This is a genomic window from Lysinibacillus sp. FSL M8-0337, from assembly GCF_038593855.1.
Classification (GTDB): domain Bacteria; phylum Bacillota; class Bacilli; order Bacillales_A; family Planococcaceae; genus Lysinibacillus; species Lysinibacillus sphaericus_D.
Window position 1 is genome coordinate 2,571,898 of the sequence record NZ_CP151996.1, and the last position, 11,934, is coordinate 2,583,831.

11 protein-coding genes and 1 riboswitch are annotated in these 11,934 nt (G+C 40.1%); all 11 genes read right to left on the reverse strand.

Annotated elements, in window-relative coordinates; all coding sequences use genetic code 11:
• Positions 1-88: 88 nt before the first annotated feature.
• Complete coding sequence (locus MKY08_RS12250; RefSeq protein WP_069513270.1) at positions 89-1,909, reverse strand: ABC transporter ATP-binding protein; 1,821 nt, start codon at positions 1,907-1,909, stop codon at positions 89-91.
• Positions 1,906-3,639, reverse strand: a complete 1,734-nt coding sequence (locus MKY08_RS12255; RefSeq protein ID WP_069513269.1) for an ABC transporter ATP-binding protein — start codon at positions 3,637-3,639, stop codon at positions 1,906-1,908. Before MKY08_RS12255 ends, MKY08_RS12250 begins: the two co-directional genes overlap by 4 nt.
• A gap of 269 nt (positions 3,640-3,908) precedes the next feature.
• Positions 3,909-4,949, reverse strand: coding sequence for a ribonucleotide-diphosphate reductase subunit beta (locus tag MKY08_RS12260; RefSeq protein WP_024360953.1), 1,041 nt, complete (start codon positions 4,947-4,949; stop codon positions 3,909-3,911).
• A 12-nt stretch (positions 4,950-4,961) separates the two neighbouring features.
• Entirely contained in the window at positions 4,962-7,175 is a 2,214-nt protein-coding gene (locus MKY08_RS12265) for a ribonucleoside-diphosphate reductase subunit alpha (protein ID WP_069513268.1), read from the reverse strand.
• Between the two features lie 160 nt (positions 7,176-7,335).
• Positions 7,336-7,524, reverse strand: a riboswitch (cobalamin riboswitch).
• 107 nt (positions 7,525-7,631) lie between these two features.
• Complete coding sequence (locus tag MKY08_RS12270) at positions 7,632-8,318, reverse strand: hypothetical protein (protein ID WP_069513267.1); 687 nt, start codon at positions 8,316-8,318, stop codon at positions 7,632-7,634.
• On the reverse strand, positions 8,315-8,809 hold the full coding sequence (locus tag MKY08_RS12275; RefSeq protein ID WP_069513266.1) for an ECF transporter S component: 495 nt from the start codon (positions 8,807-8,809) through the stop codon (positions 8,315-8,317). The genes MKY08_RS12270 and MKY08_RS12275 overlap by 4 nt, the downstream gene beginning before the upstream one ends.
• A gap of 34 nt (positions 8,810-8,843) precedes the next feature.
• The gene (locus MKY08_RS12280) at positions 8,844-9,236 is read right to left on the reverse strand and encodes a bifunctional adenosylcobinamide kinase/adenosylcobinamide-phosphate guanylyltransferase (RefSeq protein ID WP_069513265.1); all 393 of its coding nucleotides are present in this window, start codon (positions 9,234-9,236) and stop codon (positions 8,844-8,846) included.
• Positions 9,188-9,784 carry a histidine phosphatase family protein gene (locus MKY08_RS12285; RefSeq protein ID WP_069513264.1) on the reverse strand — a complete coding sequence of 199 codons (597 nt, stop codon included), beginning with the start codon at positions 9,782-9,784 and terminating at the stop codon, positions 9,188-9,190. Before MKY08_RS12285 ends, MKY08_RS12280 begins: the two co-directional genes overlap by 49 nt.
• Positions 9,757-10,533, reverse strand: coding sequence for an adenosylcobinamide-GDP ribazoletransferase (gene cobS, locus MKY08_RS12290; protein WP_069513263.1), 777 nt, complete (start codon positions 10,531-10,533; stop codon positions 9,757-9,759). Before cobS ends, MKY08_RS12285 begins: the two co-directional genes overlap by 28 nt.
• 203 nt (positions 10,534-10,736) lie before the next feature.
• Entirely contained in the window at positions 10,737-11,312 is a 576-nt protein-coding gene (locus tag MKY08_RS12295; RefSeq protein WP_069513262.1) for a bifunctional adenosylcobinamide kinase/adenosylcobinamide-phosphate guanylyltransferase, read from the reverse strand.
• Between the two features lie 13 nt (positions 11,313-11,325).
• Positions 11,326-11,934, reverse strand: coding sequence for a histidine phosphatase family protein (locus tag MKY08_RS12300; RefSeq protein ID WP_069513261.1), 609 nt, complete (start codon positions 11,932-11,934; stop codon positions 11,326-11,328).

The window sequence follows — 11,934 nt, forward strand, 5'->3', positions numbered from 1 at the left end:
ATTGAACCCTCCATCTTATTTAGTGCACTTAAGATGAAGGGTTCTGTAAATGATTGCTATTCATTTTTTATAGGAAATTTAAAAGGGTTTAGACACTTGGCTGTTCTTGTTCTAACAGTAGTTTTTGCTGGAGATTGTTGTAAATTCCTTGTTGTTGCATCAGTTGTTGATGGTTACCTTGTTCAACAATTTCCCCTTGTTGAATAACTAAAATTTGATTGGCATTTTCAATCGTTTTCAAACGGTGTGCGATGACAAAACTTGTGCGTCCTTGCATTAAATGTTGTAATCCTTTTTGAATATCCACCTCTGTTTGCGTATCAACGCTAGATGTGGCTTCATCCAAAATTAAAATATCAGCATTTTCTAAAATAGCGCGAGCAATCGCTAGGAGTTGTCTTTGCCCTTGGCTTAAATTTCCTCCTCCAGCCTGTATAGCCGTATCGTATTGCGCTGGTAAGTATTTAATAAAATTATGCGCATTGGCAATTTTAGCCGCTTCTTCGACCTCTTCATCGGTCGCATCGAGCTTACCAAAGCGAATATTTTCACGAATAGTGCCCGTGAATAAATAGGTATCTTGTAATACTACGCCAACACGCTCTCGAATCGTGGCCATTTTATACTCCTCAATATTGTGGCCATCAATAAGAATCTCACCTGCATCCACATCATAAAAACGAGTCAGCAAATTAATAATCGTCGTTTTACCAGAGCCTGTAGGACCCACTAGTGCAATTGTTTCTCCTGCCTTGGCATGGAAAGTAATATTTTTTAGTATCGGCTGATTTGGCAAATAGCTGAAAGATACTTGTTGAAACGCAACCTCTCCCTTTAATCTGTGACAATCAATTGCCTGTGGTTTATCTGCCACTTCTGAAGGTTCATCTAAAATTTCAAAAACTCGTTCTGCCCCTGCAATCGCTGATTGAAACGTATTTAATAAGTTCGACAGTTGATTAAGTGGACGGAAAAATTGACGCGTGTATGTGACAAATGCCGCAATAATTCCGACAGTTACTAGACCTTTCACAGTCAAAAATGCCCCTGTACCTATGACGACCGCTAGCCCTAAGTTATTCATAAAGTTGTTGATTGGCCCTAGTAAGCCGGACGTTATTTCGGCGCGTTGTGCTGAATTTCGAAGGTTGTTATTTTGTAATCGAAAAGTTTCGATTGCTTGCTGCTCTTTACCGAAAAGTGTAACGACCTCTGCACCTGTTATCATTTCCTCAATCGTTCCATTTAGCTTTCCTAAATCGCGTTGACGAGCTGCATAGTTTTTACTACTGCGCTTGACAATTTGTTTAGTTGTGAAAACAATCAAAGGGATAATAATGAGCGTAACAATAGCCAATTGCCAGCTCAAGACAAACATCGCGATGCTCACTCCGATGACTGTTAAAATCGACGATACGATTTGTGTTACACTCTGGGCTAACGCTGTATTCAAATTATCAATATCATTGGTCACACGGCTCATTAAATCACCGAGTGCGCGTTGATCAAAAAACTTCACTGTTAATGTTTGCAGTTTTTTAAATAGTTCAAGACGTAATGTGCGAATCGTTTTCATCGCGACATGAATCATGACATACGTTTGTAACCAAGTAAAAATAGATGCGACAGTAAATATACAGGCAAGAACAATACTAAGTCGAATTGTCCCTCCTATTTGCTTTTTCATAATGTAGTCATCCACAATATGTCCGATTAGATATGGTCCAGCTAAGCTTAAACATGTCGAAGCAATCACGAAAAATACCGAACAGTACAATCCTACTTTTTGTTGTTTGATATAGTGCCATACACGTAAGAGCGTTGTTTTTTGATTTTGAGCTTTTTCTGCTGGTCCGCCTATTCGTGGTCCACGTCCAAAATTCATTTGCTTTGATTGACTTTGACTCATTGTCGTTCACCAGCCTTTTGCTGAGAAGCATAGATTGCTTTGTACGGTTCATTATTTTGTACTAATTGCTGATGCGTTCCTTGCCCAACAATTTCGCCATCCTCTAACACTATAATTACATCTGCCTGTTGAATGGAAGTAATTTTAGATGCAACAATAAATGTTGTTGTTTCTTGAAATTGCTCGTTAATCGCCTGCTGTACTTGCTTTTCAGATGCGCTATCTAGAGCGGACGTTGTATCATCTAAGACAAGGATAACTGGCTGTCTTACAAATGCGCGGGTTAGTGCTATGCGCTGTTTTTGACCGCCAGATAAGTTCGTTGCCCCTTGTGACAATTCATGTGCTAGCCCTTGTTCAAGTTTCGCAACAAATTCAGTTGCACAAGCTGCATCAAGTGCCAGCTGTAATTCCTGTTGTGTCGCTTCTTCCTTCCCAAAACGTATATTTTTTTCAATTGTCCCTGAAAATAGTAAAGCCTTTTGCGAGGTAAACCCAATATGTTTTCGTAACGTTTCCAATGCATATTGATGTAATGGCTTTCCATCTAGCAAAATAACTCCACTTGTCGGGTCAACTAGTCGTGGTAATAGTTTTACTAGTGTTGATTTACCACTCCCCGTTTTACCAATTATCCCAATTGTTTGCCCCACCTTTACAGAAAATGTAATGTTTTTCAGGACATCCTCCGAATTTTCATAATAGCGGTAGCTTACATTTTGGAAGTCTATCATTCCTTGGATGGACGTCGTAATCGGCTGGGCTACTTCTGTCACTGCCACTTCCCTATTTAGGACGTCCACAATACGCTCCCCTGAAGGAAGAGCACGAGCAATTTGCATTAGCACCATACTGGAAGACATGAGTCCATTTAAAATAATCGTTAAATAGTTTATAAACGCAAGTATGACACCAACTTGCAAAGTATCTGTTTCCACTTTAATGGCACCTAGCCAAAGTGCCGCAACAATGCCGATATTGACGACAAACATCGTAAACGGTACAAGTATTCCTACTATTTGTTCTGCCGTAATAAAACGTTTCGTTAGCGTGTCATTGTGCATAGCGAACTGCTCTACCTGATGCTTTTCACGTCGAAACGCTTTCACCACACGGATACCCGCTAAATTCTCCTGTAATTTTGTATTAACCCCGTCAATAGCCTCTTGTACTTTTCGATATAAAACACCTGAATATTTTGTAAAAAAATACATGGCCATTATTAAAATCGGCACAATTACTAGTAAAATAGAAAATAACTCGCGAGCTGTTACAAAAACAATAATAACAGCACCAATAAATAACAGCGGGCCACGAACAAAAATACGTAACGTCATCATAAACGCACGTTGAACACTTTCCACATCACTTGTTAAAATGGTAATGAGCTTACCTGTAGTGAAAGTATCACGTCCCTTTGCCGAATACGTCATCATTTTTTCATACAACGATTGACGAATATCAGAGGCAAAGTGAATAGCCGCCTTGGAACTATAAAAAGAGCACCCAATCCCCCCTACTAGTCCAAGAACCGCACTCATCAGCATTAACACGAACATTTTAAAGACATATGGATTGTCACCATTTGCTATTCCTGTATCAATCATATGTTGCATAATGGTTGGTTGGATTAAATCCATCGTTACCTCAAGCACCATTAAAATAGGGGCAATCAGTGTAAAAAATTTATAGGGCCCTAAATACCTCCCTAACTGTTTAACTACTTGCATTCTTTCGTCTCCGTTCCTTGTAAATCACATACGCTATTCATTATAACTGAAAATCATTCCCAATTGGCAACTGAATTCAGTTGCATTCAGTGACAGGCACTTAAACAATTTTCTGGCTAGAAAGTAAAAATCCACTTGAACTTCTGCGGGAACTCACATACAGAAAGTCACAACATACGGCACAAAAGCGGGAGTTGTGACTTACATAATGCTACGCAAAAGCCAAGTGGATAGAGTGACAGGCACTCAAACAATTATATTATATTAAATTACAAGTCATCGAAGCCGTTATCTTCTACATTTACTTTTACATATTGACGGGATCGTTGCTCAAAGAAATCTGTCTTTCCTAAGTCTACATCCTCATATGCTTTAATCCATTTTAATGGATTTTTTCTATACCCCTCAAACGGACGCTCTACCCCTAGTTGGTGGCAACGTACATTCGCATAAAAATGGACATAATCATGGACATCTTCCACATCGAGTCCTTCGATTTTTTCACCTATGACTTCATTTGCCCAATCGATTTCAAGTTGAACCGCTTCGCGGAAAATCTCCTGCACACGCGCCGCTCGTTCTGGTGTATCATATTCAGGAAATTCCGCTAGCAATTCCTGATAGATTTTCACAAATAAATCCACATGTAGCTGTTCATCACGGTTGATATAATTGATCATTGTTGACGAAGCCACCATTTTTTGATTGCGCGCTAAATGATAGAAGAAGGCAAAGCCTGAATAGAAAAATAAGCCTTCTAAAATAACATCATAGACAATGGCCTCTAACATATTTTCAACGTTTGGTTCCTCTGCAAATGCTTGATAGCCTTTCATAACGAAATCATTGCGACGTTCTAACACTGGCTCCGTGCGCCAAAAGTCAAATGTCCGGTCTTGTTCATCTTTATTTACAATACTGGATAAAACATAAGAATAGGAATGATTATGAATCACCTCTTGTTGCGCTAAAATAATCATTAAGGCATTAAGGCTCGAATCCGTTAAATAGTCCGCCACCTTGCCCGCAAAATCCGTTTGTACACTGTCTAAGAGCGCTAGTAAACCAATAATTTTCAAAAATGATTCCTGTTCATCCGCTGATAAAGTTGGAAATTGTTTGACATCATTGCTCATATTAATCTCAAAAGGTGTCCAAAAGTTCCCAAGCATTTTTTTATATTTTGGGTACGCCCAACTAAAACGCACATCATCCCAGTTTAAAATATTAGAAGAGCGCCCGTTCACAATGGCTGTCGAACGGTTTGGCGCCTCCTTATCCATCATTTTTCGTTTCGTAATTGTTGTCATTTTCTATTCCTCCTAGCTCGCACAAGACTCACATTCTAGCAATTCAACGGATGTTGAACGCACATAATAAGTCGTTTTCACGCCACTTGCCCAAGCATTAAGATGTAAAGCAAGTAAGTCTTTTGCCTGAATCGTATTTTGCACATATAAATTAAGCGATATGCCTTGGTCAATATGACGGGCACGTGCTGCATTTTGTTTAATCGTCCAGTTTTGATCAATAAAGTAAGCAGACTTATAATACCAAGTCGTTACGGGTGATAAGTCCGGTACTGTAACAGGAATTTTGTAATCCTTTTTCTCCTCGGAGTAACTCTTTTGGAAAATCGGATCAATCGTTGCCGTACTGCCTGCCAAAATAGATGTCGATGAATTTGGTGCTACTGCCATTACATACCCATTGCGCATTCCATAATTCGCGACATCCGCACGCAATGCTTGCCACTTGTCACTGTTGTAGCTACGCTTGTCAAAATAAGCACCTGTTTGCCAGTCAGAGCCCTCAAATAATGGGTAAGCTCCTTTTTCTCGCGCAAGTGCACTCGATGCACGAATCGTTAAGTATGCAATATGCTCGTATAATTTATCAGCATAGTCAACTGCCTCATCCGACTCCCATTGAATTTCCTTCAAGGCAAGTAAATGATGCCAACCAAATGTCCCTAGCCCAATTCCACGATAACGAGCATTAGTACGCTCCGCTTGTTTCACAGGAATAGTATTTAAGGCAATGACATTATCTAACATGCGCACTTGAATCGGTATTAAACGCTCTAACACACCAGCCGGAACAGCCTTCCCTAAATTGACAGAAGATAAATTACATACAACAAAATCTCCAGGCTTACGACGTGTCACAATCACATCATCTTCTAACGTAATGGATTCGAATTGCGTTGGCGACATGTTTTGGAAAATTTCAGTACATAAATTTGAACTATAAATCATCCCTTCGTGCTTATTTGGATTCATGCGATTTACTTCATCGCGGTAAAACATAAATGGTACACCTGTTTCCAACTGTGAACGCATAATACGCTTCATAATATCGATTGCGGGCACCACTTCTCGACTTAATAGTGGATTGGCAATGCACGACGCATATTTATCTCGGAAAGAGCCTTGTCCTTTTTGCTCATCATAACAATCTTCGAGTGAGAAGCCCATTACCTCACGTACTTCATGTGGGTCAAATAAATGCCACTCTCCACGCGCTTCGACTGCTTCCATAAAAATATCTGGTAAACATAAACCAGTGAAAATATCATGTGCGCGTAATCGTTCGTCTCCATTATTTAAACGTAAATCTAAAAACGTAAAGACATCTTTATGCCAAACATCTAAATAAACAGCGATTGCGCCTTGGCGTTGACCAAGCTGATCCACTGACACCGCTGTATTATTGAGCTGTTTGATCCAAGGCAGTACTCCACTAGATGCGCCTTTAAACCCTTTAATAGAGGAGCCGCGACTACGGATTTTTCCCATGTAAACGCCTATACCGCCCCCGTATTTCGATAATGTTGCAACATCTGTGTTCGTATCATAAATACTTTGTAAACTATCATCTACCGTATCAATAAAGCAGCTTGAAAGCTGGCCATGTGTTTTTCCGGCATTTGACAATGTCGGTGTTGCAACCGTCATATATAAATTACTCATCGCCCAATACGATTCTCGTACTTTTTCTAAGCGGTTTTCCGTTTCATCTTGCATCAATGTCATTGCAATGACCATCCAACGCTCTTGCGGTAATTCTACAGGTGTTTTTGTATAATCACGCACAACATAGCGGTCCATTAACGTTTTTAAACCGATATACGTAAACAGTTCATCACGACTCTGTTCAAGATAAGACGCAAGCTCGACTAGCTCTAGTTCACTATACTTCGTCGTTAAACAGTCATGATAAAGCCCTGCCTCGGTATAGCGAGCAAGTTGCTCTGGAAATACCTTATAGACATCTTCCACCCCAACGCCACGACGGGTAGCAAATTGATCATACAATTTTTCTAAGTAAATTTGGGCAGCAACAAATGTCCAATATGGCTCTTCCTCATCAATAAGACTAAGTGTTTGTAAAATCATCGCATCCGCCCAAGCTTCAAATGTAGCATTGTCATTTTTTCGTAGCCATCTATCCGATAATCTTACAAAGCTTTCAAGCTCCTCCTCTGTGTAACTTTTCTTTAACTTAGCCATCTGTTGTTCGATTTGAATTGTCATATTCCCATTCTCTCCCTTTCTATCAGCGCACACAAAAAAGCGATTACACACCATGTTTCGGTTGCGTAATCGCTGTAAAATCGGAAATGGAAATGAAGGACATGTACACATCGAAGTGGACAAATCTCTCGCCTCCACTTCTCAATCCCCGAAGATGTGTTGCTGTCTTGAACAACTCGGCAGGTCTCCTGGCTCATGCTTCCTTCAAATAATTGCCTTCCCGTTCTTTCACAGTGGCATCCTAATTATTTGTCAGCACTTACAGTTGCGGGGACAGCTTCGGCTTTAGATATCTCTATTTCCGAATTCCCTTTTAAACCATACTGGTACCGCTTGTCCAATATACTATATATAGTGTTTTAACTCCTAAACAAATCTAACATATTGTGTTTAACGTTTCAATAGGCGTTTTGCCCCTTGTATTCTCGTAAACGCTACTTTTGCTCGAAGCAAGCCCTATTCCAATGCAGTTTTACGCAGTTTCTCAAAATTTCTAGTAAAAATTTTTTGTGCCAGTTGCTCTTTTTCTGGATTGATTCCTAGTAAAATTACCGCACATGGCCCTGCTGTTTTTCCTACATCCAACGAACTTTTAATTTGTTGCTGCCCAAAAAGTCTTGAAAATTCTGCTTGTAAGCCTTGAGAACCTACCGGCCAAACTTGTTGCACAATTTCCTCGCGCCAAGCTTGGTAAATGGGTTGTAGTTGGGCCACATCTTCAGGCTGCGCAAGCACTTCATTGCCAACGAGTGGCAGTCCATACGTATACCAAATCAGGTTGTCACGAACAAATGGCGACCTTGTTTGTATTTCACCTAACATGGTTACAGATAATCCCGATTGCACTGTCGGCATATTGGATTCTGAACTGCCATTTACAGGTGGACATGGTAGACCTGCTTCTTCAAAAACTTGCGCAAGTCCTACGACATAACGAGACCACGCCTCATCACCTGAAAAGTTGGCAAGAATAATATGACTGGGTAGAGCATCGCCTGCAAGCTGTTCTAGAAAAGTGACGCGCCCAGTTAAATAGGCCGTTAATGTATCCGGAGCCGATACGACATCTTGAGGTTTTTCTCCGATGGCAGCAGCATTATCTGTTGTAACAATCAGATTCCCTATTTTTACTGCATTTCTCAATTTGCTCGCCCTGCCTTACGAACAAACACTTTCGAGAGTATTGGCATCACGACAGCGACAATCAATAAATTGATGACAGTTGCCATGAAAATACTCGCTAATGAGCCCCAGAAAAACGCTGGACTAATGATGAAATAAAATGGGAGTGGTGCGATCACACCGTTCAATATAAGCGCAACCGGCCATTTCCAAAAATGCATACCTTTTTTGTGCATCACACCGAATAGCCATACAACAATAAACATTTCGGCCGCAATAATAAGATGCAATGGTCCAAGCTGAAAACCAGATGTCAGTGCTGTAATCAAATGACCGATTAACCCTGCTACTCCTGCCAATACAGGCGATAAAAATGCAACGCTTAAAAATGCTGGCGCTGAGTCGAGTGCCGCCGATGATACAAAAGACGGAATTTTAATAACTGCCCCAACTGCACAAATCGCCGCAACCATGGCTGTTAATGTCAAACTCATTAATTTTTGTCGATTCATTCCATTTCCTCTTTTCTACAAGTATTCTCCTCGTTTATTTAATACGTTCTGCAATGCCATACCAAATACGATTTACTTGTTTTGCTTCTGCAAATAACGCCTGATACAAGCGACCACACGTGTCACGCAATAGTCTTGCTTGCTTTTCCATCGGTACAACACCACGTCCCATATCGGTTACAATCATATACACTACACAGTTTTTTTCAAGGCTTTTAAGTGTTGTCAAAATGTGATGGATAATGGCTTCATCTTCCTCCAAATTGCGTTTTACGAGCCATTGTTCTAAATTTTTAATAATTAGTGCATCACAATCAGGTGCAACATCTGGTAGTTCGCCATCAATTATCGTATAGTGATAATCTTTTAGTAATCGCTCTACATAAGCGGTTTTTCCGTTATAGGCTCCTCCGATAAAGACATGCATCTAGCTCCCTCCTTCCAAGCTGCTCGGGAAAACGTTAGCGTAAATAGGCGATTATGGGGTACTTGATATGACCAAAAAGCCTCTTGTTGTGGAGCAAATGCAACAAGTAACGCTCGCACCACCCCACCATGAACAACGAGATAATAGTCATCCTCATCTTTTGGTAACGCTAAAAAACCTGCGACTACTCGCTCACAAAACTGATCAAATCTTTCACCTTTTGGTGGCGCATTTTTCATTGGGTCATCTAACCATCTACGGTACCGAGAATCTGTCTTTAATTGGTCATATGTTTTGCCTTCAAAATCACCAAAATTCGTCTCTCGAAATCTCGCATCGGCTATATAGCTAGCTTGTGGAAAATAACATTTCGCTGTTTCTTGACAACGACGTAAATCACTGCCATATACTTTTCTGACAGAATCATTGACTATTGGAAGCACCGACGCATGTGCTAAGGAAGAATCTGTCCAGCCAATATAACGCTTTTCCACATTTTCTTTTGTTGGTGCATGTCTCATTAAACGAACAGTAACAATGTCACCCATAGCACAACCTCCATTCCTTCGATTGAAGCACCTAGCAAGTCCCCAGAAACTCCGCCAAAATTACGCACTGTAAACTGCCGAAACAATACAAATGCTATGACTAAAACGACCATTAATAGCAATGGCACCATTGAAAAGCTTAAAACTACGAACACACCACAATAAGCAAGTATAAGCGTAAGGAACATCAAGCTTATCAGTAAACGATGATGTATATGTGTTTTAAAAAAATAAGCAAGTCCTTTTTCCTTCGAACATTGTAACGATAGAAAATAGAAACTCATTCCTACACGTGTCAATAAAGGGATAAAGACAAGCATCCATAATGAAAGTTTGTTCTGTACAAAAAGTTCATGTAGCACAACGAATTTTCCTAACACTAGAAATAACACAGATAGTACACCAAATGCCCCAACTCGCGGATCATCTAAAATTTCAAGTCGCTTGTCGCGATCGCGATAAGAAAAATAAGCATCTCCCATATCGATAAAACCGTCTAGATGCAAGCCTCCTGTAAATAATGCAAATAAACCGATAATCATAAATGTTAAGAGGACTTCACTGCTGGCTGTCCATTGTGTTAAACAGTAGATTATCGCTGCAACAACAGCTCCCATCAGCGCACCTATCCAAGGTAAAAATGCAAACATTCCAGTAATTGTCCGTTTAGATAACGGAATTTCTTTATGTACAGGCAAAACTGTAAAAAATTGAAATCCCAGCAATACACTGTGCCATATAGTTTTCATCGCCTTGCCTTCTTTCTTTCGTGTTATCTCAACCAATTTTTATTCATGCGAAAATTAAAAAATCTAGAAGACTCATTGCCAATAGGACACGAAAAGCAAACGTTTACAGGAGCAACGTAAAGTCATCTCCCATGCTACGTGCCTTCTAGAAATTCCCGTTCGCTTCTTTTTGCGTGTCAATCACACCATACAAAGCTTTAAGGTTATTTCCATTTCTTGACGATACCATAATTGATTTCATAGGCTTCCTGTGAAATCGAAACAAGCCATTGATGGAGATTGCCGAGCAATTGGCGGTACAATTCGACCTCCTCATTTCCATATGGCGGTTCATCAAAAAGTTCATTGGAAACGACAAAAAGCGTCACCTTTTTGTCAAGTAACGTCAACACTGCACTTTTCATAAACCATATTTTATCCTCTAGACAACCTGGCTTTTCTACACATGGCGTTCCACTATCAAATCCTTCATAAAAGGCATTGGTCAGCCATGTCGTCACACAGTCCCAAAGTACAATATCCCCTTCAACTAACATATGAAAGGCATCCTGTATTTGATAAGGTGCTTCAATTGTATGCCACGCAATCGCTTGTTTTAAACGATCTGCTTGGTGTCGCACTATTCGTTTTTCCATTTCAACATCCATGGCAACACCAGAAGCAATATATATCAATCGTTTGTCCATTAAATCTTTATTTTGATAGCGCAAAACAGCTTCTTGTTCGGCAAAGTGAGATTTACCGCTGCGAACCCCACCTGAAATAAAAATTAGCGGCACTGTTTTCACCTCTCTATTGTAAATGTTGTGTGCTACCAATAACCTTAACGTACCAGCTTTCTTCAGTACGTTCTACGATGGTCATGCTTGTCCCCTCTATATGTGGCGCTGTCCAAAGCTGGTCAATGCCCCGCTCTAATATGGCATTAATTATGCATTTAATCGTTACTCCATGTGACACAATTAAAATATGTTCATGTGGATAACGTTGGGCTATATTTTTTAACGTATACATCGCTCGTTCTGTTACTTCGCCAAAGCTTTCGGTGTGAGTGGCAACAAATTGCGCTGGATAATTGGTATACAGTTCATAGTCAAAACGGTTAATCGCCATAATATTCTCCACTGTTTTCCCTTGCCAATGTCCTAAAAAAATTTCACGTAGATCATCCTCATAGTGAATTGCTAGCTTACGACCTGCCGTTAAATAGTGTAATGTTTCTTTTGCACGACCGCTTGTGCTACTATACGCTGCAGTAAAGGGAATGTTTTTCAATTGTTCGCCAAGTTTTTTAGCATGTAAAATGCCGTTTTCAGACAATGGAGAATCTAACCACCCTTGCAATCGATGTTCTTTATTCCAAACTGTTTCCCCGTGTCGAACTAGATAAAAAGTTGTCAC

Bases quoted from the DNA above. Each gene is read 5' to 3' on its own strand.
- MKY08_RS12255 (WP_069513269.1), bottom strand. From the start codon at position 3,639: ATGCAAGTAGTTAAACAGTTAGGGAGGTATTTAGGGCCCTATAAATTT.
- MKY08_RS12280 (WP_069513265.1), bottom strand. From the start codon at position 9,236: ATGCATGTCTTTATCGGAGGAGCCTATAACGGAAAAACCGCTTATGTA.
- MKY08_RS12275 (WP_069513266.1), bottom strand. From the start codon at position 8,809: ATGAATCGACAAAAATTAATGAGTTTGACATTAACAGCCATGGTTGCG.
- MKY08_RS12285 (WP_069513264.1), bottom strand. From the start codon at position 9,784: ATGGGTGACATTGTTACTGTTCGTTTAATGAGACATGCACCAACAAAA.
- cobS (WP_069513263.1), bottom strand. From the start codon at position 10,533: ATGAAAACTATATGGCACAGTGTATTGCTGGGATTTCAATTTTTTACA.
- MKY08_RS12260 (WP_024360953.1), bottom strand. From the start codon at position 4,949: ATGACAACAATTACGAAACGAAAAATGATGGATAAGGAGGCGCCAAAC.
- MKY08_RS12250 (WP_069513270.1), bottom strand. From the start codon at position 1,909: ATGAGTCAAAGTCAATCAAAGCAAATGAATTTTGGACGTGGACCACGA.
- MKY08_RS12265 (WP_069513268.1), bottom strand. From the start codon at position 7,175: ATGACAATTCAAATCGAACAACAGATGGCTAAGTTAAAGAAAAGTTAC.